Genomic DNA, 23,156 nt, shown 5'->3' with positions numbered 1-23,156 from the left:
AGAAAAAGCGATTTCTTTCGAAATCGCTTTTTCTTATTTTTCAAGTCTCTTTACCTTTTTTTGTACTCGGCTTCCGTCATTGTCTATTTCTAAGGAATAGAACGATACATGAGGTAAATATGGCTCCATACGAGAGATTACCTCTTGTCCAAGTCCTTTCTCTACAAAACAGATGACACTTGGACCAGCTCCGCTTAAAGCAACCCCAAAGGCACCGTATTGACGTGCTAAGTCTTCTACTTGCTCGAGCTCAGGTACTAAGGATTTTCGGTAAGGCTGATGAAACAAGTCCTTGCTCATCATTTTACCAGCTAACTTTAAATTGCCTTGTAAAAGAGCCGCCACTAACACGTTAGATACAGAGCTAGCACGAACAGCTGACCCGTATGATAGCTCCGAAGGCAAGACACCTCTAGAAGCCTTTGTCAGAAGTTCTTCTTTTGGTACAACCATGACAATATCAAAGGCAAGGTCCTTATACGTTAAAAAATCAACCTCATCACCGATTTGAGTTCCAATGATCAAACCTCCATAAAGAGCTGCACCTGCATTATCTGGATGCCCCTCCATGACAGAAGCAATTTTCATCTTCTCCTCTTTGGAAAAGCCTAGTTCTCCAACATGATCAGCCAGTTCAATAGCTGCAACAATTGCTGCAGCACTTGAACCAAGACCTCTCGCTAAAGGAATATCACTTTTCATCTTAATGGAACATGGAGATAGACTTTTTCCGTGTGTCTTGGCAATTTCGATGGCAGTCGAAACAATAAAGTTTGTTTCGTCCTTCGGAAATACCTCAAGCTTTTCTGACAACATCTCAATTTGCCATTTCTCGGATTTTTCCACTTCTAGTGATAAGTAGAGGTTTAGTGCTAACCCGACAGAATCAAAACCAGGTCCTAAATTGGCCGTACTTGCTGGTACATCGATAAAAAGTACAGCTTCCTCAATCATTGATGAACAACCCCTCGAATATGGTTAGCAACTGCTTCCTCATCATTTGGTAATGATACTGGCTTAATTGGACTGCATTCGATCGCTGTATTAGGATCCTTCAATCCATTTCCTGTTAAGATGGCAACAATTTTGCTACCCTTAGCGATTGTGCCATTCTGCAATTGCTTATACACACCAGCGATAGACGCACATGATGCAGGCTCTGCAAATACACCTTCAGTAGATGCAAGCTTTTGATAAGCAGCCAAAATTTCTTCATCGCTTACTTCGTCAATCTTCCCAGCCGACTCCTCAACAGCAGCAGAAGCTAAATGCCAGCTAGCTGGATTTCCGATACGAATCGCGGTTGCAATTGTTTCAGGGTTTTCAAACACTCGGTTATGAACGATTGCTGCTGCCCCTTCTGCTTCGAACCCATGCATTTTTGGAAGGGTTGTTCCCTTAGCCTCGTGATATTCCTTAAAGCCTTTCCAGTACGCGCTAATATTCCCAGCATTCCCTACAGGAATAGCCAAAATATCTGGAGCTCCACCCAGCTGATCACATACTTCAAATGCAGCTGTCTTTTGACCTTCAAGTCGGTAAGGATTTACCGAGTTTACTAATGAAACCGGTTCTGTTTCACTAATTTTACGAACCATAGCTAATGCTTGGTCAAAGTTTCCTTCAATAGAGATAATCTCTGCTCCGTACATGATTGCTTGTGCAAGCTTCCCCATTGCAATCTTGCCTTCAGGAATAACAACAATACAACGCATTCCAGCTCTTGCTGCGTAAGCCGCGGCAGCAGCAGAGGTATTTCCTGTAGAAGCACAAATAACTGTGTCACTACCCTCTTCCTTCGCCTTGGCAACGGCCATTACCATTCCACGGTCCTTAAATGAACCTGTTGGATTTGTTCCCTCTGTTTTAACGTAAAGCTCTACTCCCCATTCTTTTGACAAATTCTCAAGGTAAATTAACGGAGTATTTCCTTCGTTTAATGTTAATTTCGGAGTGTTCTCACTTACAGGAAGAAACTCTTTATATTCGTGTATTAATCCTTGCCACCTCATGTTTTACTTACTCCCTTCCACTCGATACGAGCTCTTGATTTGCTTTGTTGTTTCTAAGTCTCTTAATTTTACTAAAATATCCTCGTAATCCTGTAAAGAAGCATGATGTGTGACTAACACAATTTCCGCTAAGCCTTTTTCCTTCACTGGAAGCTGGAGAATCTTCTCAAAGCTTACATGGTTTTCTGAGAAAATAGAAGTGATATTGGCAAATACACCCACTTCATCTTTTACTAGAAGACGCAAGAAATACTTTGATCTGATTTCATGTGCCTCTTTTAGTTTTTTCTTGTATTGAGGAGTTACCGCGCTTGTACCATTCACACCAAGACGCATGTTTTTCATTACTCCAACAAGATCTGAAACGATTGCTGTCGCTGTTGGAAGGCTTCCTGCACCTGGTCCGTAAAACATCGTTTCCCCAACCGCTTCCCCGTAGACATATACCGCATTGTATTCGTTGTGAACGGATGCTAGTGGATGTGAATCTACTAAGAAGGTTGGCTGAACACTTACCTCGACTTTATCATCGTCAAGATCGGCGATTCCAATCAGCTTCATTGTGTATCCAAGCTGTTTTCCATACTCTAAGTCTTCCTCAGTTATATCGGTAATTCCTTTTACTTTTACATCATCTAAATCAATTTTCATTGAAAAGCCAAGTGTCGAAAGAATGGTCATCTTCCTAGCTGCATCAAGCCCTTCAACATCTGAAGTAGGATCACTTTCAGCAAACCCAAGATCTTGTGCTTCCTTAAGCACCTCTTCATACGCACTTCCATCCTGTGCCATCTTAGTTAGGATGAAGTTAGTTGTTCCGTTAACAATCCCCATCATCTTCGTAATACGATCAGATGCTAATCCATCTACCAACCCTCTTAAGATAGGAATTCCACCTGCTACACTTGCTTCATAAAACAAGTCACAGCCATTATCAGATGCCGCGGTGAGTAGCTCTGAACCATGGAGAGCCATCAAATCCTTGTTTGCTGTCACCACATGTTTTTTATTATTTAGAGCGGATAAGAGATGTTGTCTTGTTTCCTCTACACCACCCATCACTTCGATAACCACATCAATTTCTGAATCTTGTAGTATATCCCTCGGGTCTGTTGTTAACATTTCTCTGTTTAAACTTACATCCCTTTGCTTATCGATATCTTTTACTAATACTTTTTTTATTTGAACAGGACAGCCAACTTGGTGCATGAGCTTATCTTGATGGTTCTCAATAATCTTTACTACACCCGTACCGACCGTGCCTAAACCTAGTAATCCAATTGAGATAGCTTTCATTCTTTTCCCCTCCTACGTGTATTTCTGGAATGAACAGTTGTTTGTGTATAGTAGACATTATAGATGGAGGGGCTTAATATTACAAGGGTTAATTTGTGTATATCTATTGTTTGCAAACGCTTAATCCCTTATATTATTTGATTATTTTGAGAAATATATTTTTTTATCTTATAGCCAATCCAACTTCGGAATCTTCATTCTTCGGACCGGTACCTCTGCAAGTTGATAAAAGGACGTTAAGAAATCCTCATGCTCCTTTGTTTGATCAAGGCTTTTGATAAAGCGGTCTTGCAGGCTATTTTTCTCTTGTTCGGAGCTGGTGATATAATAATTTTCTACATTATCAAAGAAATGTAGCGGGAATAGCAACCGAGCATACACTAACCGCCAAGAGAACGAAGAGAGTGGCATCACTGTCTGATAATCCTTAAAGAACTGGTTTACCTCAGGCTCATACAGCTTTATATTTGTAAAATACCGATCTCTTGTCCATTCAGCTAAATCTCGACTACAGTGATCAAATACCCATTCAAACGGATTTTTTATATAGATTTGATTTCCCCATGTATGTTTGGTAAACCGAACATGACAAATGGTTCCACTATCAACCGCTTGGGGGTCTTCATCTAGCTCTGTATCAACTAAATATTGAATAGCATTTTCAGCAAGCCCCATATAATAAGGAAAGGCTTCTAAAAACAATCGTTCAAATTCATGGTCTGGCTGCTTATATAGCATATCGTTCCATACCCGTTCCATTTGATCTAAACGTTGTTCCCAATATTGCTTCCACTTTCCCATTCGGTTGATTTTATTCGTTTGGAAATTCACCGTTCTTCCCCTGTAATGGAACTTAGATAGTTTCCGGCCCATATGTTGTTGGTTCCTATTTGTTGACATATGACAAACAAGCACCACGTACTTTGCTTGTTGACTCTCAAGTAACCATTGACCAGAATCTTTTTGTAAAAATTGACAAGCGTGTCTATCACCTTGATTCATAACATGTGTAGAGAGCTGCATTAGCTCAGATATATCATCCTCCGGGAGAGAGCTTACGGGTACGAGCATATATAATTGATCTTTTATTCTCCCCGACTCGTAACGCCCCACCGATAGTGGCTCTTCTAATTGAAGTTGGAAATGTTCACTTAGTATTTCTTGAAGCATACATACACCCTCTTTCGTTCACTTTACTACTTATGTATATGTTCATGGAATAGAAAACTTGTGTTTTGTTGCATAAGGGAGAGCAAAGAGGCAAATGCTTCAAAGGTAGACCGTGCACGTGAAATTAGTTCTGTGCATAATTTTGATGATATAGTTATATATATAGTGAAAATGAGAGAGAAAAGGTGAAGCGAATGGCTGAAGAGAAGAAGATGAGTCTAACAGAAGAAACAGCACGTAAATGGCTACACGAGCGAGGCGTGGAAGTTCAAGATATTGCTGACCTTGTCTATTTTCTACAGGAAAAATACCATCCTGATTTACAGATGAAAGACTGCATTGAAAATGTGGAACGTGTCCTTTCAAAGAGAGAGGTCCAAAATGCCATTTTAACAGGTATTCAGTTAGACATAATGGCTGAAAAAAAACTTATGGAGGAACCTTTGCAGTCCATTATTGAGGTGGATGAGGGTCTCTACGGGGTTGACGAGGTTCTCGCATTCTCCATTGTAAATGTGTACGGTTCCATCGGTTTCACGAACTACGGGTATATTGATAAATTAAAACCCGGGATATTAAAAGACCTCAATGATAAATCCTCTGGGAAATGCCACACCTTCTTAGATGATATTGTTGGAGCGGTTGCGGCTGCTGCTTCCAGCCGATTAGCACATCGTGCGCAGAATACGGAATGACACACAGAAAAGCTACCAAAAGGACAGGGATGAACATGAATGTTCGTCCCCTTCTTTATGTTTATACTTCCCACTGGTCCAATGAGTCTAGACAATAGGTTGGTTGCTTTTCGTATCCTTGTAATAGTTCCTTCGTCGTGACACCTGTGTGCACCAGTAACGTGTCTAGGCCCGCATTCATTCCAGCGAGGATATCCGTGTCATAGTAATCTCCTACCATGATAGTTTCCTCTTTCCTAGTCCCTAGCACCTCAAGTGCTTGCTCCATAATGATAGCCTCTGGCTTTCCAATAAAAATCGGCTTTGTTGCGGTTGAGACGGCAATTACTGAGGTGAGAGAGCCATTGCCAGGAAGCAATCCACGCTCTGTCGGGATCGCAATATCGGCATTCGTAGAAATAAAGGTTGCCCCAGCTCTAACCGCTATACAAGCTGTTGCAAGCTTTTCATATGTAATGTCACGGTCAATTCCACATACAACATAGTCAACATCCCTCTCAGCTTGCTCGAATCCTTTTTCAGCTAATGCGGTTTGAAGTCCTTCTTCCCCTATACAATACACAGTTGCGTCTTGTTTTTGCTTGGAGATATAGTTTGCTGTAGCCATACTGGTTGTAAATACCTGGTCATCAGTTGTTGGAATCCCAAAATCACGCAGCTTTGTCGCTACCTGACTAGGCGTTCTTGAGGAATTATTGGTTACAAATAAATAGGGAATATTTTGCTCCTTTAACTGTTTTACGAAGTCCGCAGCCTCTTGGATTAATTCTGTTCCCCTGTACATTGTGCCATCAAGATCGATTAGATAGCCTTTATATTTTTTCATATTTTTAACTCCTCTACCTTTATTTTATTATCATTATTCTGCACCAAACAGATGGAAAACACAAAAAGCCTCATTAATTAGAGGCTTCGCTTAGTTTTTGAATGCAGTGACTGGACCGAGTTCGTTCGTTAAGTACTCTCTTACACGCTCGGCAACAAGCTTAACAGAAGGAAGGATTCGAGAAAATGTATTCTTCACATCTTCATGATTAATCCTTGTATAATCCTGAACGAGTGTTTTACGATATTGAACCATCACTTTTAGGTCTTGGCTCATATCCGTTGAAATAACCTTTTCATCTTCAAGAATATCAATAATATCCTCATAGCTTCCGGGATCACGCATGATAAATCCATCGATCATCGCATTTCCGACATCAAGTATAGATTCAATCATCATTTGTGTAACTCGCTCAAGCGCTGCCTGTTCAAGTGGAGTCTTCCAGTCATTCTTTCCTTCAAACTGCTGTATTTGCTTTTCTAAATAAATCAGTCTTTCCTCGATCAGTTCTCTATCAACAAAGTACAAGTTGGTCAGCTCCTTTTCAAATTTAGCACAAATTTTTATCCGTTATACAGATGCTAGTCCATGCATTAACGAAGCTGGCCTAGCAAATAAGTATCCTTGTGCTAAATCGACTCGATTTCTAGATAAAACAGAGGCTTCCTCTTCGCTTTCAATTCCTTCAGCGACAACAAGAGACCCAGCCTCACGGGCAACAAGAAGAAGGCCCTTAAGCATAGATTCTTTTACTGAGTTTTTGTCAATATCCTGAATAACTGAACGGTCAATTTTTATGATATCAGGCATAATTTCACTAATGGTATTTAATGAGGCATAACCTGCACCCGTATCGTCCACAGCAATCCGGAATCCTAAATTTCTTAGAAGGTTTATATTATAAATAAAGTATTCCATTCCATCAATGGAATCTCTCTCTGTAATTTCAATCGTAATTTGAGTTGGAGCGATTTTTTTGTACTTCCCCATCAAATTCTTTAGATCACGAAGAAACTTTTGATTCCCTACCGTAATCGGGGTAAAGTTTATAAAAATATCGTGGGTACAGCCTGTATCGTTAATTTGTTCGAGTACTTTCTCTAGAACAATTAACTCGAGGTCATATAACATTCCTGTTTGTCGTGCAATCGAAAATAGATGCAATGGGTTTTCATATTCCGTACCCTTTGGTCCTCTTGTTAGCATTTCCCATGCACGGATTTCCTTTGTGGCCACATCAAAAATCGGTTGGGCTAGGAGAATAATATTTTTTTGCGCTACAATTCTACTCAGGCTATAAAGAAGCTCATTGAACTCGGTTTGTACTCGCTTTTCTGCCATCGCTAATGCTTGCTGACCGGCCTTTAAAATAGCTTCCTGAATGGAGTATTGCTTCTTTTCAACGAACATATAGCCTGATTCAAACTGTATTTTCAAGGTAGGAAACTGGTGGCATACTCTTCTTTCTGCTTCCCTTAAGACCTTTTTCATCACCTGATCGATTTCAGATATACAATGTTGCTCATGATCTACCTTGAGGAATAACGTGATTCCATCACTGTGGTAATCATGCAATAAAAGCAGATCCTTATCTTCAATCTGTCCTTGAATCACTAATTGAAAATTCATCTTCAATTTTTTAATAAAATCTATATATTGATTTTCACTTAACTGCTCATAAATGTCTTTCATATTAGAAATGTTAAACACTATAACAGCCACTTCATGCCCTTGATTAAAGGATTTTTGTACCCCCTGAATAATTGGGTCTCTTATGACGAATTGTGGCGGATAAAATCGAATGGATCTTAGTGGCCAGACTACCTTTCTCCACTGTAAAAAATTCTTTAATGACTTCGTGGTCCATGCCATTTCGTCTCATTCCTCTCAGAAGTTCGCGATGAAAACTATTTCCATTGTATCATAATTTAGGAAAAATGAGACGTTTTTCCTGTTCTATATTTCTCTTCAGAGTATGCATCTAGTATGGGCTTGTCACTTCTGTTAAGATGTTAATAGTGCGTACAATGAGACAAAGGGGTGACTAGGTTGGGAGATCGTTTCTTTTTATACGATGAACTAGTTAATACAAAAACACGCTTCGTAAGCTTTATGGGTGAAAACACTCGATTTGACTTAGCCATTATTCAATCAGATAGATATTATGGCAAACATGTCGTTCTTGATATTCAAGGTAGTCGATTCGCCATCATTGGCCCAGACGATTTAAAGGAAGAAGGATATTTAGAATACGCCTACCAGCTTTCTGAGGAAGATGCGGAAGAATTACGTTCCTTTTTAATGGAATTAATTTAAGCGTTGAATGCTTTCTTCATCCTCTCACATACTAAGGAGAGAGGTGAAAGGCATGAGTGATGAGAAGTATACTGATTTTTCAAATGTAGAGGTTGGGAGAAGTTATATTCCTGCTCAACAAACACCAGAAGGTCCATATGGCTCTCCTTACAAGGCTAACGAGCCTCTACAAGGGAAAAAGGAACCTGCAGGAGCGACGGAATTGCGTTCTTATAGTGCTTTCAACTACGAAAATAAGACGCTTCATGAAGGGCTTCCTAGACAAATGGACGGGGCACATCCAACACATGATGACCCTACCAGGGATACTCAGATCCCTTATAAGCAGAATCAAACTATGGACGAAAAATGACGTGTATTGCTACACGTCATTTTTTATCGTATTGGTATTTTTTACACGCTTAGCTACAAAGTATGGACACCCAAAGTTACAGTACTCGTACAGATATTCTGTTAATGTACTGATCTTCGTGTCAAATGTTGCTTTATGATTCGAATCCTCAAAGAACCCTCGTAGACGTAGTTGACCGTACCCCCAATCACCCACGATATAATCATATTTCGTTAATATATCGCTGTAACGAGCCTTAAAGGCATCCTCATTAAATCCATTTGATCTTTCTTCCACTACTTCGTAACAAATATTGCCGATACAGATCATTTGCCCACCTCACTAACTCATCTATTTTAAATTATAACTGATTCTCCATGAATTACTAAGAGGAAAAAAGAATTCCCGTGGTCATTCTATAAAAGAGGGGGTGTAAATCTTGAAAAACTCAATGATAATCCTTGGAATTTGTGCAATGACGACACTAACCGCCTGTCAAAATAACTTAGGACGTGATGATGTTCAGAACGAAAGAAGCAACGCTCTAAGTGTCAATGATCCAACCGGTGACATTTACAATCGAGACAAGGATGGTTCAGAAGACTTCGGATATGTCAGACACAAAAAGGATGAAATGGCTCGTACCCAGTCCAAAAACCACTATGCTGCTATTGATCGCGAAAAAGTGGCAGATATTATTGGTGAATATTGTACAGACGTCCCTAATGTAGACGATATTTCTACCTTAGTAACAGATGAGGAAGTCCTGATTGTGTACAACACTGATTCAAGTGATCGAAATTTAACAGCCGACCAAGTAAAGCGAATGGCCATGTCCGTTGTTCCAAGATGGTACCATGTATATGTAAGCGATAATGAAGCACTTCGTCCAAATGTAGAGAACTTTGCAAACCTTGGGCCTAATAGCCCAAATACCGAAACGGGAATCAATCAGCTTATTAAGCAAATGTTAGCTTCTCCTCAAGGAAAAAAGATGAGCACAGGTGAAAATGCAAATGGTGAGGCTCAAGGAGAGCTAAACGAGGATATGGATAAAGATGATATTAGCGAACATATGACGAAAACTAACCAATAAGTAAAAGAGGCTTACGAACTTCGTAATGCCTCTTTTACTCATATTAAGCTTCCTTAGCTTCTTTTTCGCCTAATAATTGCTTATGCTTAGCTGCTGCATTTACCTGCTCATCAGCATGGTAGGAAGAACGGACAAGTGGCCCAGCTTCACAGTGGCTAAAGCCTTTGCTTAAGGCAATTTCTTTTAATTCAGCAAACTCTTCTGGACGATAGTATTTTTCAACTGGAAGGTGCTTTTTAGACGGTTGTAAGTACTGCCCAATTGTTAATATATCTACGTTGTTTGCTCTTAGATCATCCATCGCTTCAACTAAATCTTCCATTGTTTCACCAAGACCGATCATGATGGAAGACTTTGTAGGAATATCCGGTTGCATTTCTTTTGCTTTTCTTAAAAACTCTAGAGAACGATCATATTTGGCACGTGCTCTGACACGATCGGATAAACGTCTTACCGTTTCAATATTATGATTCATAATATCTGGGCGAGCATCCATGAGCATACGAAGGTTTTCTTCTACCCCACCCATATCGGATGGCAGTACTTCAATGCTAGTGAACGGACTTTTTCTACGGATGGCACGTACTGTTTCAGCAAACACTGCAGCACCGCCGTCTTTTAAATCGTCACGTGCAACAGCAGTAACAACCACATGCTTTAGATTCATTAATACAACTGAATCAGCCACACGTTCTGGCTCTTGAAGATCAAGTTCTGTTGGAAGACCCGTTTTAACCGCACAGAAACGGCATGCACGAGTACAAATATCTCCTAATATCATAAATGTTGCTGTACGCCTAACAGCCCAACATTCATGAATATTTGGGCATTTTGCTTCTTCACAAACGGTATGAAGCTTTTTCTCTCTCATCATCTTTTTTAAGCCTGTATAATTTTCGTTCGTGTTTAATTTAATTTTCAACCACTCGGGTTTACGTACATATTCTTGTTTTTTACTCATCTACCCACACCATCCTTATATGATAAGTGTTTTTTTACACTATGTAGCTATTTCAGACTACTCCTGAATCACTTTAACATAATGAAGATTATACGACAAGCAAGAGACCTACTATTACCAGTAATTGATATATATTGTTTTAAATGTTTTAAGACAAACTAAAGCATGTTAATTCTTTTGAAGGAGGATCATCGTGCGGAAACTGCTAAAAGGAATCTTTATTTTTCTTGTTATGATGCTATTATTACCTTCTGTTCGATATGTACAAGCTGAAACGGATCAACAAACCATTTATGCAAAGCGACTCGAGCTTTATAAAGAAGTGGAAGCAGCTACCCAGATTCCGTGGTACTATATGGCTGCTGTAGACCAATTTGAAAGAAGTCTTAGGCAGTCCCGACGAGACCTACCAAAGGCAGAAGGTTTTACTGGAATTTACTACAAACCGGAGGAATGGGTTGGTCCTCTTAATCCAAATCTTGAAGATGAGAATCCAATGTCAATTAAGTTCTTTAACGGATTTGGAATTGACGGGAACGGTGATGGAAAGGCAAGCATGAAGGACGATGAAGATGTTCTTTTTGCTTTTGCAAATTACCTACTATCTTATGGTACGGACCATGATAATATTAAAATTGGTCTTTGGAATTATTATAAGCGGGACAAAACGGTAGGTATTATTGTTGGAAAATCCGATATTTATAAAAAATACGGTCGATTGGATCTTGATACTCATGCCTTCCCCGTTCCTCTAAGATCCGATTATAGCTACCGAAACACATGGGGAGACGCTCGTGGCTGGGGCGGCAGACGAATGCATGAAGGAACAGATATATTTGCACACCATGGTGTCCCTGTTCGTGCAACCTCTTATGGCATTGTTGAGATGAAAGGCTGGAACCGCTTTGGTGGCTGGAGAATTGGTATACGAGATATCAACAATAACTATCATTATTTCGCCCATTTAAGCGGCTTTAGTAAGGACCTACAGGTAGGACAAATTGTTGAACCTGGAATGGTCATAGGTGGTGTAGGAAGTTCTGGTTATGGTCCTCCTGGAACATCAGGGAAATTCCCTCCACATCTTCATTATGGAATGTATCGTGATAACGGATATACAGAATGGAGCTATGACCCTTTCCCACATTTAAAGCTTTGGGAACGTCAAGAACGTGCTCGACGAAAATAAAAAGAGGACTAGCGGCCATCAAACCGTTAGTCCTCTTTCTAAATATTAGTTAGCTTTTTTGCCTTTTGCATAAGCATTTGCCACACTTGCTGCAAATCCACCCCAAAGGATAACCATTCCAATAACCATCATAACAATTGCACTTGTTGACATTATTTTGAAACCCCCTTGCTATCGGTTGAAGGTAAATCTAAAGCACCTTTTTGCCACTTGAAAGCAGCGAATACAAATCCAACTACAATCGCAGCTAACGCTACTCCCCAGCCTGTATATAATAGGAAGCTAGTTGGATATCCTTCGTAGTTATCTTTTATGTTGTTGATAAAGTTTTGAATCATCATATATCCTAAAACAACTGGTGTAATAACACCTAAGCAAACTTTCCACCATGCACCTAAAAGCATATCTGACATGCTATTAGCATGCTGTTGAAGAACCTTCATTTCACGTAATACCCATGCTACTATTACTACTTCCGCAAATCCAGCAACAACAATACCAAATTGGTTGATGAAGTAGTCAGCAGCATCAAGGAAGTATAATCCACCTTGAGTAGCAAATAGAATGGAAATGACCGCCGAGATTCCTCCGCCAATCGCTACTGCCTTGTTACGTGATACTTTAAATTTGTCTTGAATACCAGCTACATATGTTTCAATGATTGAAATTAATGAAGTTAAGCCAGCTAATACTAAGCATAAGAAGAAAATTGAGCCTAATAAACCGTTAAATGCAGGGAATTCACTAATGATTTGTGGGAAAACAACGAATGCTAACCCTACTCCACCTGCAACTACTTCACTAACAGCAACACCTTGCTGAGCAGCCATAAAACCTAATGCAGCAAATACTCCAATACCTGCTAACAACTCAAAACCAGAGTTAGCAAAAGCAGTGATAAAGGCATTATTCGTTAAGTCTGTCTTCTTTGGTAGATAACTTGAATAAGTAATCATAATCGCAAAACCAATTGATAAGCTGAAGAAGATTTGACCGTATGCCGCTACCCAAACCTTAGGCTCTGCGATCAAGCTCCAGTTCGGCTTAAAGAATGCATCCAAACCTTGAGCAGCTCCATCAAGTGTTACAGCGCGAACAACTATTACTAGGAATAAAATAACAAGTGCTGGAATAAAAATCTTGTTCGCTGCTTCGATACCCTTTTTAACACCTTTGAAAAGAACACCAAGTGCGATAATCCAAACTAGTACTAATGGGATAAATACGCTAGGAACAATGCTTCCAACCTGACCAGGTGCCTCAGCAAGCTTTAAATAGTCTCCGAATAAGAAAGCTCCTGGATCCTTGCCCCATTTCTCTCCAAACGAGAAGTAAGCAAATGACATTGCCCAAGCGATAATGACAGCATAATATGTTGAGATAACAAATGAAATCGCAACCTGCCACCAGCCAAGCCATTCTGTTTTTTTGTTTAAACGAGCGAAAGTTAATGGTGCTGAACCACGATATTTATGGCCTAGTGTAAACTCTAGAACGAGAAGCGGGATACCAGCAGTTAAAATAGCAAATAAGTACGGTAAAAAGAATGCTCCTCCTCCATTTTCATAAGCTACTGCGGGAAAACGCCAGATATTTCCTAATCCAACAGCTGATCCAACTGCTGCCATGATAAAACCTGCACGAGTCCCCCATTGTGGACGATTATCCATAGTAAAAATGACCTCCTACTGCGTCCCAACCTTTTTTCCTTATTTTAGAAAATAATTGGAACTTTTTATATTTTCTGATTATTTAATTTAATCTAAAGTTAGTATAGCTAGTTTTTGTCCATCTGTCAAAACATTATTTTCAGAATAATAATTTAGTTTAAAACTTTCTATATAAGAGAAGTCGTCAAAAAATGAAAAAACTAACATTTCAGAATATTATTCTCACATACTTATATCCCCTCATCCTAACCATTTCCTACACCCCTTTCTCCTACTTTTATTTAGAAAAAAGTCAGAAGAATACAGATATCCTCTGACTTTTTCACTTAATGGTTAGTTATCTACAGGTAGCTCAATTGATGCACCAGAGTCTCCGCCACCACCGTTATAAAACTGTGGAACTTCTCCCTTTATTAGACCGGTTGCAACAGGTACATCCTCTTTAACGGTAATAATTTCCGTAGCAAATGGAATGATGATTTGCACCTTTACTTCGACTTGAACATGAATTTCCACCCAAGTATTATTGATACCCAACTCCTCTTTTATTGTCTTAAAGGTAGAGGTAACGGACCCAATAGAATTGAATTTTATTGGTATCTTTGGTCCTAAGTTTCCTAAAAGGGCATTATTGGTAGCTTGACCTAACGGAACATAATAAACAATACCATTTTCCTTTTTATCCGTATTGATTTCAATATCGGTGAAGGACTCGAGTTCTGTAAGATCTCCCTTTTCGGCTTTTTTGATGTTGTCTTGTACCAATTCAGTCACTTCTGCTTTTACACGGTTTAGATGTTCCGCGTTTAGAAAGACCACATCTCCATTTCCAGTTTCTTCAAATTTAATATCCATCACATTCGTTATTTTTTTACTGACTGCATTATTTATAACGAGTGAAGCAATTTTTCGAGTTTGTGAGTTTGCATAGCTAACAAGTGTGGGCTTTAGCCCTTCATTAATTATCCATAGACCAGCTGCTGTTGAAAAGATGAAAAATACAAAGGTAAGTAAAAAAACATATCTGAACGGCAATGGACCTCTCCGCGGCAGACGACCGCGAAATTTACGCAAGACAAATCCCCCCTTTACAAGCTATATGTATGCTGTAAAGGGGGGAACTAGCGCAAAAATATGAATTTTTTTATCCTAACTGGACTGGTTAAGGTTTTTTTGGAAAAGTTGTATCGCATTCAACAATCATTGAAGTTAAGCTTTTACTTAAGTCTAGCTCGTATGGTTCAATGCTTTTTCCATCTTCTTCAATGATCCGTATGATTGGCCGATCGCTGACTCCCATATTTTGCTTGGATACAACTCCTTTACGCCCATCATCTAGAATCACAGTAATACCAACAGGATAAATAGCTACTCCTTTACGAAATGCCTCTACAATTTTAGGATCAAAAAGAGTTCCTGATCCAGCAAACAAAATGTCTAGCCCATGATGTGGAAGCATGGCATCCCTATACACACGATTGGAGGTAACCGCATCAAACACATCAGCAACAGCAATGATTTTTGCCAGCTGATGAATATCATTACCTTCAATCCCACGTGGATATCCACTTCCATTTAGCCGTTCATGGTGCTGATACGCACAGTGGGCCACCATCAGTGACATGGCTGGAACATTTCGAAGCATCTGAAATCCTTCTTCAGGGTGTTTTTTTATCTCTTCGTATTCTTGGTCAGTAAGTTTTCCCGGCTTCTGAAGAATATCACTCGGTACTTTCACCTTTCCTACATCGTGAAGAATGGCTCCCATTCCTAATATTTCAAGTTCTTTCGGAGCAAGCTTTAACTTGATTCCAATCGCAAGGGAATACATCGTCACGTGTAAGGAGTGAGTAAAGATATAGTTATCATATGTATAGACGTCCGCTAACATGGTAAGCAAATTTTCGTTATTTTTCAGCTCAAATAATAGCTGTCGAATCAGATTTTTAAATCTTTTAGACGCTTTCTCAATAACAAATGTGGTATTAAATTTGCTGTCATTTTGAAGCTCCTGGAAGGTCGTTTCAATCGTCTGAACCGCCTCTCTTCGAATCGAATCCGGCAGAACCTCGATATACTCAATCCCTTCTGTTAGAGAATCTTTTATATATATGTACGTAATACCAAGCAGTAGTAACCGCTTAAGCATTTTTTCGTTTAACTCTACTCCCTCGCTCAGTAAAATCTGTCCTTTATCGTTTCTAACCGTTTTTCCGAGTATTGTTCCAGATTCTACATTAGCGGTAGCTACTAGTCTCATTATAGTTCTCCTGTATTAGTCCGACTGAGATTATTCAACAATTCCTGACAAATTCCTACTTTATCTTCTACGATAACTCTATTATCGACTTAATTTCAACATACTTTAGTACCTAATTATAAAAATAAATAGGCCAAATGACTAGATTTTCATATAAATAAGGACAAACCATTTCTCCTTTACCATTATTTCCAATAAAAAGTAAAAAAGGCGCATATTCTGCGCCTTTTTATATCATTTTTAACATGGCATCTTTTCCAAGCATTCCCTTTGTAATCCCTAGGCGTTCCGCTTCATACGTAACGGATTCTAAAGGTGCCTCTAAAAGTTGCTCAATTGTTTTAACGCCAACCGCTCTACCGGCAATGACTTTTCTATCCTTAAGCTTTTCATTGAGAAGTGCCACATCAAGAGCACCACACATGATGTATCCTTTATCATTGCTCACAACGAGCAGATTCGTTTTTGGAAGTTTTACTGACACACTTAAAAATGTATGTCCATTTATTTCTATAGGTGAAAGCTCAATCACTTGCTACACTCTCCTTTCTTCCTTAACAACGTATGTAATTGGAAGAAAAAATGTGAGTTGCATTTGCCTAGCTATTGCAAGTTTTGGAGCTTCCAGCGTAATAAATCACGCATAAACTCAGGGAAGTAGAAAACTTTATGTTCGGCTCTTCTAATCTCAGGAAATAGCTGGCCGAAAGTAAACATGTCTGGTATAGCTACTTGATAACGTGCTTCTCTATCAATTGGCTTTCCATTTATTAAAAAAGAAAGCCCCTTATTCCCACGCTCCGCTTTAACACCTTCAAAAATCATCTTCCCCATGAATGTGCCACGAAATCCAAACCCCTTTATCATCATATTTTCCCACTTTTCATCTAAAGCGAGTCTGATGACCTCTTGATATTCAGCACCTGAAAGGTCAACTACCGTAGGATTAATCGGATGGGGACATACGGTTAAGAGATCGAATTCTGTAACCGTTTCACTTGGTAAATCATGTAATAGTAATCCCTCATTTAAGAAGGCACTATCAACCTTACACCAGCTGCGAAGGGTTTCACACAAGAGTCGGGCTAACACTGCCTTAGAACGGTAGGGTTCTTCAATCCTAGCAACCTCGGTAACAAGCAAGGTCTTCCCTTCCTCATAGAGAAGACCCTCCTCTTCCTTTTCATTTTCAACATAAGGAAGCTCATTTGAATCGTAAACAATTGCTCGCTTCTTCATCACATGAAGCGTCTCGTTATCTATTGTTAGAGTGATATGACCAACAAACATGCCATACTTTCCTGCCGCACCAAGCATCACTCCATTTATTTCCTTGCCTTCATGAAACACGTGATGTGTGTGTGCCCCTAAAATCACATCAATTTCAGGAAAATGTTCAGCAATAAATTCGTCATCATGTATGCCTAAATGCGAGAGGAGAATGATTATATCTGCTTTATCTCGTACTTGTGCCAACTGCCTTTTTAATTCTGCCATCGGTTCTGATAATTCCCAACCTAGCTGCCCATAAAAACGTGAAAAATACGCAGTCAAACCAATAACAGCAACGCGTGCTTTATTTTTCAGTTCATAAATATGATATGGTTTCACCCAAGAAGGGCGGCTACCCTTATCCGTAAAAAAATTCGCTACAATAACATCGAACTTTCTCTTTTGGTAAAGAGCATCTAAGTCTTCATACGAGAGAGTAATTCCTTCATTATTTCCAATGGTCACGGCCGTATAGCCCGCCTTATTTAATAAATCTATGTTCCGCTTTCCCCGTGTAGCATCCGTTAGTGGATGCCATCGATCCATATGATCCCCAATGTCAAAAAGGAGAACATCTTCGTTTTCGCTTTGATGTAGGTCTCTCCTTCTCTGCAAAAAGGAGCGGATTCTAGCCCAGTGCTCAAAATGACTATGTAGGTCATTCGTGTGATAAATATGAATGTCTTCTAAGGTCATACCGCTTCTCCCCTCACAATAATGCTAAAACAAACCTAGCTGACGAGGTGCTAAGTTTTCATACTCAATTCCAAGCATGTTTATCAACTCAAGCGCGTTTTCAGCAGCATCCCCACCAGAATTATTATTAAATACGATATAAAGCTGTTTTGTTTCTTTTTCTAGCTTTTTTATATGGTCTACCCATTGTAGCAGTTCATTCTGATTATACCGATATAAGTATCTGACTTCACGCCAGTTTTCTGTACGCTTTTGCCATCCGTGTACATTTCGTCCATGAAAGCGAATCAACACCTTATCCTTCCCCAGTGATTCGAGTACAGTAGGAACAGACCCCTCTCCTGATTGAGGTTCATCACATATGCTATGAATCCATTTTTCTTCTTTCATAAATTGAAGTGTTCGCTCATAAAAAGAGGGGCGAAACCACGATTGATGACGGAATTCAAGGGCACATGGAATATCATCCATCTGCTCCTTACACCAACGCAAATAATCAACATGCTCCCGTTTACAATCAAACCATGGTGGGAACTGAAACAAAACAATTGCTAATTTCTCCGCTTCTATATAAGGGGTAAGAGAATCCTTAAACGCTTGAAACATTTGCTCCTTGCTTTCAAAAGGAATCTCTCCTCGCGTATGCCCAGTCATTCCTTGATATGCCTTAACAATAAAGTGAAAGGTAGGCGGGGTATCATCAATCCATTTTTGCGCATTTTTTACGGGCTGAATAGCGTAAAAGGAAGAGTCGACTTCTACCGTTGGAAAATAACCAGCGTAGTCTTTTAATTTACTTCTAGGTGAGGTATGTGGACCATACAAACGATCATGGTCACCCCAGCCAGTCACACCGATATAGATCATTCCACCCCTCCGTCCTTTTGTCATCATCATATCATATGTATGAAAAAACGTTCACCTATTAGGTGAACGTTTCCCTTATTCATTAACCGATAGAACCTTCCATTTCGAACTTGATTAGACGGTTCATTTCAACCGCATACTCCATCGGAAGTTCTTTCGTGAACGGTTCAATAAAGCCCATTACGATCATTTCTGTTGCTTCCTCTTCAGAAATACCACGGCTCATTAGATAGAACAATTGCTCCTCAGAAACCTTAGAAACCTTCGCTTCATGCTCTAATGAGATGTTGTCGTTTAAGATTTCATTGTAAGGAATGGTGTCTGAAGTAGATTGGTTATCCATGATTAGCGTATCACATTCAATATTCGCACGAGCACCGTCTGCTTTACGTCCAAAATGAACGATCCCACGGTACGTTACTTTTCCACCTTGTTTCGAAATTGACTTTGAAACGATGGTAGAAGACGTGTTAGGTGCTAAGTGAATCATCTTCGCTCCAGCATCTTGGTGTTGACCTTTACCAGCTAATGCGATTGATAATGTCATTCCACGTGCGCCTTCACCCTTAAGGATAACTGCTGGGTATTTCATTGTTAGCTTTGAACCAATATTTCCATCGATCCATTCCATAGTTGCGTTTGCTTCACAAACCGCACGCTTTGTAACTAGGTTAAACACATTGTTGGCCCAGTTTTGAATCGTTGTATAACGGCAGTAAGCGTCTTTCTTGATGATGATTTCAACAACTGCACTGTGAAGTGAGTTTGTTGTATAAACAGGTGCTGTACAACCTTCTACATAGTGTACATGCGCGCCTTCATCAACAATGATTAAGGTACGCTCGAACTGACCCATATTCTCTGAATTGATACGGAAGTATGCTTGAAGTGGAGTTTCCACCTTCACACCTTTTGGTACATAGATGAAAGATCCACCTGACCATACTGCAGAATTTAACGCTGAAAATTTGTTATCGGTTGGTGGGATAACTTTTGCCCAGTGCTCACGGAAAATATCTTCATTTTCGCGAAGAGCAGAGTCAGTGTCCTTGAACACGATTCCTAAGTTTTCAAGGTCTTCCTGCATGTTATGATAGACAACCTCAGATTCATACTGTGCAGAAACACCTGCTAAGTACTTTTGCTCTGCTTCAGGAATTCCAAGCTTATCAAATGTTTGTTTAATTTCTTCAGGAACTTCATCCCAAGAACGTTCAGTCTTTTCAGATGGCTTTACGTAGTACGTAATTTCATCGAAATTTAATGCCGCTAAATCTCCACCCCATTGTGGCATTGGCATATTGTAAAAATGCTCAAGTGATTTCAAACGGAAATCGAGCATCCATTGTGGCTCTTGTTTCATTTTTGAGATTTCTTCCACGATTTCACGTGTTAAACCACGCTTCGAGCGGAAGATAGACACATCTTTATCGGCAAAACCATATTTATAATCACCGATTTCAGGCGCTTTTTTAGCCATTGTCGTGTTCCTCCATTCGTAGGAGCATGCTTTTATGCTTCCCTTTATTGTTGTTCTTCTTCTTTAATGCCCTTCTCCATTGCTTTCCATGCTAATGTCGCACACTTAATTCGCGCTGGAAACTTGGAAACACCTTGTAACGCTTCTATATCACCTAAGTCTAGACTATCATCGTATTCCTTGCCTTGCATCATGAGAGAAAACACTTCCGATAGCTTTAAGGCTTCTTCAAGTTTTTTCCCTTTGACTGCTTGCGTCATCATGGAAGCAGAAGACATAGAGATTGAGCAGCCTTCACCTTCAAACTTTGCATCCTTCACGACACCTTCTTCCAGCTTTAGTGTAAGCTGAATTCGGTCTCCACATGTTGGATTATTCATATTGATGGTGAGGCTATCGTTTTCTAAAACCCCTTTATTACGTGGGTTTTTATAATGATCCATAATAACCTGTCTATAGAGGGTATCTAAATGATTAGAAGACATCGCTAAAATACTCCTTTGTTTTGACAAGCCCTTCCACAAGCTTATCAATCTCTTCTTCGGTGTTATACAGGTAAAAACTGGCACGAGCTGTTGCAGAAGCCTTTAGCCATTTCATTAGTGGCTGTGCACAATGATGGCCAGCACGTACAGCAATACCTTCTGCATCTAGCACCGTTGCAACGTCATGCGGATGGACATCATCAATATTAAATGTAACTAGCCCCGCACGGAGGCTAGGATCTTGGGGACCGTAAATCTTCATCCCTTCAATACGTGATAACTTATCCATCGCATAGGCTGCTAACTTATGCTCATGTGCTTCAATATTGTCTAAACCGATTTGTTCTAGAAAATCAATGGCAGCTCCAAGTCCGATTGCACCTGCAATAATTGGTGTACCTGCTTCAAACTTCCAAGGGAGTTCTTTCCAAGTAGATTCATATAAATCTACAAAGTCAATCATTTCTCCACCAGTCTCGACTGGCTCCATTTTTTCTAAATGCTGCTTCTTTCCATAAAGAACACCTATCCCTGTTGGGGCACACATCTTATGTCCAGAAAAAGCAAGGAAGTCACAGTCAAGATCCTGAACATCAATCCTGGTGTGCGGAGCAGCTTGGGCACCGTCAACCACCATCACAGCACCATTTTCATGAGCAATTTTCGCAATTTCCTTAATCGGGTTCATGACACCTAATACATTTGACACCTTCATTACAGATACAATTTTGGTATTAGAAGTAACCGTTGCTCTTACATCATCTAGGCTAATCGTTCCGTCTTCTTGAAGGGGAATATACTTAAGAGTAGCTCCTGTTTTCTTTGCTACTTGTTGCCAAGGAATAATATTCGCATGGTGCTCCATAAAGGTGATGACAATTTCATCACCTTCACGAAGATTGTCTGTACCATAGCTGTGAGCGACAAAATTTAATGCCGTTGTTGCTCCACGAGTAAAGATGATCTCTTCTGTTGATTTTGCATTGATAAACCTTCTAACCTTTTCACGTGCCCCTTCATATGCATCGGTTGCCATTGTACCAAGCGTATGAACACCACGATGCACATTAGAGTTGTATTCCTTATAATACTTTTCTAACGTTTCGATAACCGCAATTGGCTTTTGAGAAGTTGCTGCGCTATCAAGATACACTAATGGTTTGCCGTTCACTTCTTGATGCAAAATCGGAAAGTGACTGCGAATATCCTGGATATTCATTATCTAACTTTCCTTTCGATAACTTCCACCAACTGCTTTTTTACACCTTCAATTGGAAGCTCATTTACAACAGGAGCTAGGAAGCCATGAATGACAAGGCGCTCTGCTTCTGTTTTAGGAATCCCACGGCTCATTAGGTAATAAAGTTGAAGTGGATCCACGCGTCCTACAGAAGCTGCGTGGCCTGCTGTTACATCATCTTCATCGATAAGAAGAATTGGGTTAGCATCTCCACGTGCTTTTTCACTTAGCATCAATACGCGTGATTCTTGCTCCGCATTTGACTTGGTTGCACCGTATTCGATTTTTCCAATTCCGTTAAAGATAGAAGTTGCACTATCCTTTGTCACACCGTGCTTTAGAATTTGACCATCTGTGTGCTTACCCCAGTGAACAACACTTGTAGTGAAGTTTTGCGTTTGCTCCCCACGTCCAACTGTTACCATTTTCATGTCGCCAACTGAACCATCACCAACAAGATTCGTTACATTATCAGAAACGGTGTTTCCATCATTCATTAACCCAAGTGCCCACTCAATACGTGCGTCTCGTCCCGTTACTCCACGACGGTTCACGTATGTTGTTACACCTTTTGCTAACGTATCAACAGCACCATATTGAACAGTTGCATTTGTCCCTGCTACTACTTCCGTTACGATGTTGAAGATTGAATTAGCTTCTTCTACAGTTGAAATATAGTTCTCTACGTATGTGACGGAGCTGTTATCTTCAGCCACTACAAGAACATGGTTAAATACGTTTGCTTCTTTATCATCGTGGATAAATACCGCTTGAACCGGTGTGGAAACTTCTACATTTTTAGGAACATATAAGAATACTCCACCGTTCATAAATGCAGCATGAAGAGCAGTCAGCTTATGCTCATCAACCTTCACAGCATCTTTCATGAAGAACTTTTGTAGCAGGTCCCCATGTTCACGAGCAGCTGTAAAGATATCTACGAAAACCACTCCTTGATTTTTTAGTTCTTCTGAAACGGAAAGAATCGTCGGACGGTTATTACGTTGAATGTATAGTGTTTTCTCGCCTTCTTCCGTACCGATCAAAGATTTCACTTCTTCTGGAAGATCAGCAAGAGAAGCATAGTCTTCACTCTTAACAATATGCTTATCGAATTGAGTAAAGTTCCACTTTGTAATATTTGTTTTATCAGGTTTAGGAAATGGGAGGGTTTCAGCCGTTGCTAACGCATTTACACGCTGTTCGGTTAACCACGCTGGCTCACCCATCTCTTTTGAAAAAGAAGTCACATATTCCTTATCGAATGGTAATACGGTTTCAGTAGTCATCTCTG

Annotated in this window: 25 protein-coding genes; 5 read left to right on the top strand and 20 right to left on the bottom strand. The window is 39.8% G+C overall.

Annotation, left to right across the window (positions count from 1 at the left end):
• Positions 1 to 33 precede the first annotated feature (33 nt).
• The 4 genes from thrB to yutH all read right to left on the bottom strand — a co-directional run bounded on the left by thrB (position 34) and on the right by yutH (position 4,478).
• Complete coding sequence (gene thrB, locus BKO01S_RS14755) at positions 34 to 954, bottom strand: homoserine kinase (RefSeq protein ID WP_066055476.1); 921 nt, start codon at positions 952 to 954, stop codon at positions 34 to 36.
• Positions 951 to 2,012 carry a threonine synthase gene (gene thrC / locus BKO01S_RS14750; RefSeq protein WP_066055472.1) on the bottom strand — a complete coding sequence of 354 codons (1,062 nt, stop codon included), beginning with the start codon at positions 2,010 to 2,012 and terminating at the stop codon, positions 951 to 953. The genes thrB and thrC overlap by 4 nt, the downstream gene beginning before the upstream one ends.
• Before the next feature lie 3 nt (positions 2,013 to 2,015).
• Entirely contained in the window at positions 2,016 to 3,308 is a 1,293-nt protein-coding gene (locus tag BKO01S_RS14745; protein ID WP_066055469.1) for a homoserine dehydrogenase, read from the bottom strand.
• Between the two features lie 168 nt (positions 3,309 to 3,476).
• On the bottom strand, positions 3,477 to 4,478 hold the full coding sequence (yutH, locus tag BKO01S_RS14740) for a spore coat putative kinase YutH (RefSeq protein WP_066055466.1): 1,002 nt from the start codon (positions 4,476 to 4,478) through the stop codon (positions 3,477 to 3,479).
• A 194-nt stretch (positions 4,479 to 4,672) separates the two neighbouring features.
• Between yutH and BKO01S_RS14735 the strand changes: the two genes are divergently transcribed.
• Positions 4,673 to 5,173, top strand: a complete 501-nt coding sequence (locus tag BKO01S_RS14735) for a phosphatidylglycerophosphatase A family protein (RefSeq protein ID WP_066055462.1) — start codon at positions 4,673 to 4,675, stop codon at positions 5,171 to 5,173.
• A gap of 61 nt (positions 5,174 to 5,234) precedes the next feature.
• Here BKO01S_RS14735 and nucF read toward each other — a convergent pair whose 3' ends face one another.
• The 3 genes from nucF to BKO01S_RS14720 form a co-directional block, all read right to left on the bottom strand.
• Complete coding sequence (gene nucF, locus BKO01S_RS14730; RefSeq protein ID WP_066055459.1) at positions 5,235 to 5,999, bottom strand: 5' nucleotidase NucF; 765 nt, start codon at positions 5,997 to 5,999, stop codon at positions 5,235 to 5,237.
• A 90-nt stretch (positions 6,000 to 6,089) separates the two neighbouring features.
• On the bottom strand, positions 6,090 to 6,527 hold the full coding sequence (gene hepT, locus BKO01S_RS14725; RefSeq protein WP_066055456.1) for a type VII toxin-antitoxin system HepT family RNase toxin: 438 nt from the start codon (positions 6,525 to 6,527) through the stop codon (positions 6,090 to 6,092).
• A 42-nt stretch (positions 6,528 to 6,569) separates the two neighbouring features.
• Positions 6,570 to 7,871: an EAL domain-containing protein gene (locus BKO01S_RS14720; RefSeq protein ID WP_066055453.1), complete on the bottom strand. Its 1,302-nt coding sequence runs from the start codon at positions 7,869 to 7,871 to the stop codon at positions 6,570 to 6,572.
• A 177-nt stretch (positions 7,872 to 8,048) separates the two neighbouring features.
• Between BKO01S_RS14720 and BKO01S_RS14715 the strand changes: the two genes are divergently transcribed.
• Together BKO01S_RS14715 and BKO01S_RS14710 are read left to right on the top strand one after the other, a co-directional pair.
• The gene (locus BKO01S_RS14715; protein WP_066055450.1) at positions 8,049 to 8,315 is read left to right on the top strand and encodes a DUF3055 domain-containing protein; all 267 of its coding nucleotides are present in this window, start codon (positions 8,049 to 8,051) and stop codon (positions 8,313 to 8,315) included.
• Between the two features lie 52 nt (positions 8,316 to 8,367).
• Positions 8,368 to 8,667 carry a cytosolic protein gene (locus BKO01S_RS14710; protein WP_066055447.1) on the top strand — a complete coding sequence of 100 codons (300 nt, stop codon included), beginning with the start codon at positions 8,368 to 8,370 and terminating at the stop codon, positions 8,665 to 8,667.
• A 9-nt stretch (positions 8,668 to 8,676) separates the two neighbouring features.
• Here the strand turns inward: BKO01S_RS14710 and BKO01S_RS14705 are convergent, their stop codons facing one another.
• Complete coding sequence (locus BKO01S_RS14705) at positions 8,677 to 8,976, bottom strand: YutD family protein (RefSeq protein WP_066055444.1); 300 nt, start codon at positions 8,974 to 8,976, stop codon at positions 8,677 to 8,679.
• Positions 8,977 to 9,085: 109 nt separating this feature from the next.
• On the opposite strand from BKO01S_RS14705, the gene BKO01S_RS14700 reads away from it, so the two are divergent.
• Positions 9,086 to 9,742, top strand: a complete 657-nt coding sequence (locus BKO01S_RS14700) for a YhcN/YlaJ family sporulation lipoprotein (protein ID WP_066055441.1) — start codon at positions 9,086 to 9,088, stop codon at positions 9,740 to 9,742.
• A gap of 43 nt (positions 9,743 to 9,785) precedes the next feature.
• Here the strand turns inward: BKO01S_RS14700 and lipA are convergent, their stop codons facing one another.
• The gene (lipA, locus tag BKO01S_RS14695) at positions 9,786 to 10,703 is read right to left on the bottom strand and encodes a lipoyl synthase (RefSeq protein ID WP_066055437.1); all 918 of its coding nucleotides are present in this window, start codon (positions 10,701 to 10,703) and stop codon (positions 9,786 to 9,788) included.
• 232 nt (positions 10,704 to 10,935) lie between these two features.
• On the opposite strand from lipA, the gene BKO01S_RS14690 reads away from it, so the two are divergent.
• The gene (locus tag BKO01S_RS14690) at positions 10,936 to 11,892 is read left to right on the top strand and encodes a M23 family metallopeptidase (protein ID WP_066055576.1); all 957 of its coding nucleotides are present in this window, start codon (positions 10,936 to 10,938) and stop codon (positions 11,890 to 11,892) included.
• A 45-nt stretch (positions 11,893 to 11,937) separates the two neighbouring features.
• Here the strand turns inward: BKO01S_RS14690 and BKO01S_RS23990 are convergent, their stop codons facing one another.
• From BKO01S_RS23990 to sufD, 11 genes are all read right to left on the bottom strand, one after another.
• A complete protein-coding gene (locus BKO01S_RS23990; RefSeq protein ID WP_084362092.1) occupies positions 11,938 to 12,045 on the bottom strand; it encodes a methionine/alanine import family NSS transporter small subunit in 108 nt (35 codons plus the stop codon).
• A complete protein-coding gene (locus BKO01S_RS14685) occupies positions 12,045 to 13,562 on the bottom strand; it encodes a sodium-dependent transporter (protein WP_066055434.1) in 1,518 nt (505 codons plus the stop codon). Before BKO01S_RS14685 ends, BKO01S_RS23990 begins: the two co-directional genes overlap by 1 nt.
• Before the next feature lie 333 nt (positions 13,563 to 13,895).
• A complete protein-coding gene (gene yunB / locus BKO01S_RS14680; protein WP_066055431.1) occupies positions 13,896 to 14,636 on the bottom strand; it encodes a sporulation protein YunB in 741 nt (246 codons plus the stop codon).
• Positions 14,637 to 14,724: 88 nt separating this feature from the next.
• Complete coding sequence (locus BKO01S_RS14675) at positions 14,725 to 15,822, bottom strand: HD-GYP domain-containing protein (protein ID WP_066055428.1); 1,098 nt, start codon at positions 15,820 to 15,822, stop codon at positions 14,725 to 14,727.
• 229 nt (positions 15,823 to 16,051) lie between these two features.
• Complete coding sequence (locus BKO01S_RS14670) at positions 16,052 to 16,354, bottom strand: YunC family protein (RefSeq protein ID WP_066055425.1); 303 nt, start codon at positions 16,352 to 16,354, stop codon at positions 16,052 to 16,054.
• Positions 16,355 to 16,425: 71 nt separating this feature from the next.
• Positions 16,426 to 17,790, bottom strand: coding sequence for a bifunctional metallophosphatase/5'-nucleotidase (locus BKO01S_RS14665; protein WP_066055422.1), 1,365 nt, complete (start codon positions 17,788 to 17,790; stop codon positions 16,426 to 16,428).
• A 24-nt stretch (positions 17,791 to 17,814) separates the two neighbouring features.
• Entirely contained in the window at positions 17,815 to 18,657 is an 843-nt protein-coding gene (locus tag BKO01S_RS14660; protein WP_066055419.1) for a DUF72 domain-containing protein, read from the bottom strand.
• 82 nt (positions 18,658 to 18,739) lie between these two features.
• Positions 18,740 to 20,137 carry a Fe-S cluster assembly protein SufB gene (gene sufB / locus BKO01S_RS14655; RefSeq protein ID WP_066055416.1) on the bottom strand — a complete coding sequence of 466 codons (1,398 nt, stop codon included), beginning with the start codon at positions 20,135 to 20,137 and terminating at the stop codon, positions 18,740 to 18,742.
• Positions 20,138 to 20,181: 44 nt separating this feature from the next.
• Complete coding sequence (gene sufU / locus BKO01S_RS14650) at positions 20,182 to 20,622, bottom strand: Fe-S cluster assembly sulfur transfer protein SufU (RefSeq protein ID WP_066055412.1); 441 nt, start codon at positions 20,620 to 20,622, stop codon at positions 20,182 to 20,184.
• Entirely contained in the window at positions 20,612 to 21,841 is a 1,230-nt protein-coding gene (locus tag BKO01S_RS14645; RefSeq protein WP_066055409.1) for a cysteine desulfurase, read from the bottom strand. Before BKO01S_RS14645 ends, sufU begins: the two co-directional genes overlap by 11 nt.
• Positions 21,841 to 23,151 (bottom strand): Fe-S cluster assembly protein SufD, encoded by a 1,311-nt coding sequence (gene sufD, locus BKO01S_RS14640; RefSeq protein WP_066055405.1) that lies wholly within the window; start codon positions 23,149 to 23,151, stop codon positions 21,841 to 21,843. Before sufD ends, BKO01S_RS14645 begins: the two co-directional genes overlap by 1 nt.
• Positions 23,152 to 23,156: the final 5 nt, after the last annotated feature.

The sequence above is a fragment of the Robertmurraya korlensis NBRC 107688 genome, from assembly GCF_001591645.1.
GTDB lineage: Bacteria > Bacillota > Bacilli > Bacillales > Cytobacillaceae > Robertmurraya_A.
This window is presented reverse-complemented; position numbering and strand designations above follow the sequence as displayed.

Coding starts and splice junctions, on each gene's coding strand:
- thrB (WP_066055476.1), bottom strand. CDS start 954: ATGATTGAGGAAGCTGTACTTTTTATCGATGTACCAGCAAGTACGGCC.
- thrC (WP_066055472.1), bottom strand. CDS start 2,012: ATGAGGTGGCAAGGATTAATACACGAATATAAAGAGTTTCTTCCTGTA.
- BKO01S_RS14745 (WP_066055469.1), bottom strand. CDS start 3,308: ATGAAAGCTATCTCAATTGGATTACTAGGTTTAGGCACGGTCGGTACG.
- yutH (WP_066055466.1), bottom strand. CDS start 4,478: ATGCTTCAAGAAATACTAAGTGAACATTTCCAACTTCAATTAGAAGAG.
- BKO01S_RS14735 (WP_066055462.1), top strand. CDS start 4,673: ATGGCTGAAGAGAAGAAGATGAGTCTAACAGAAGAAACAGCACGTAAA.
- nucF (WP_066055459.1), bottom strand. CDS start 5,999: ATGAAAAAATATAAAGGCTATCTAATCGATCTTGATGGCACAATGTAC.
- BKO01S_RS14720 (WP_066055453.1), bottom strand. CDS start 7,871: ATGGCATGGACCACGAAGTCATTAAAGAATTTTTTACAGTGGAGAAAG.
- BKO01S_RS14710 (WP_066055447.1), top strand. CDS start 8,368: ATGAGTGATGAGAAGTATACTGATTTTTCAAATGTAGAGGTTGGGAGA.
- BKO01S_RS14705 (WP_066055444.1), bottom strand. CDS start 8,976: ATGATCTGTATCGGCAATATTTGTTACGAAGTAGTGGAAGAAAGATCA.
- lipA (WP_066055437.1), bottom strand. CDS start 10,703: ATGAGTAAAAAACAAGAATATGTACGTAAACCCGAGTGGTTGAAAATT.
- BKO01S_RS14690 (WP_066055576.1), top strand. CDS start 10,936: ATGATGCTATTATTACCTTCTGTTCGATATGTACAAGCTGAAACGGAT.
- BKO01S_RS23990 (WP_084362092.1), bottom strand. CDS start 12,045: ATGTCAACAAGTGCAATTGTTATGATGGTTATTGGAATGGTTATCCTT.
- BKO01S_RS14685 (WP_066055434.1), bottom strand. CDS start 13,562: ATGGATAATCGTCCACAATGGGGGACTCGTGCAGGTTTTATCATGGCA.
- BKO01S_RS14675 (WP_066055428.1), bottom strand. CDS start 15,822: ATGAGACTAGTAGCTACCGCTAATGTAGAATCTGGAACAATACTCGGA.
- BKO01S_RS14665 (WP_066055422.1), bottom strand. CDS start 17,790: ATGACCTTAGAAGACATTCATATTTATCACACGAATGACCTACATAGT.
- BKO01S_RS14660 (WP_066055419.1), bottom strand. CDS start 18,657: ATGATCTATATCGGTGTGACTGGCTGGGGTGACCATGATCGTTTGTAT.
- sufB (WP_066055416.1), bottom strand. CDS start 20,137: ATGGCTAAAAAAGCGCCTGAAATCGGTGATTATAAATATGGTTTTGCC.
- sufU (WP_066055412.1), bottom strand. CDS start 20,622: ATGTCTTCTAATCATTTAGATACCCTCTATAGACAGGTTATTATGGAT.
- BKO01S_RS14645 (WP_066055409.1), bottom strand. CDS start 21,841: ATGAATATCCAGGATATTCGCAGTCACTTTCCGATTTTGCATCAAGAA.
- sufD (WP_066055405.1), bottom strand. CDS start 23,151: ATGACTACTGAAACCGTATTACCATTCGATAAGGAATATGTGACTTCT.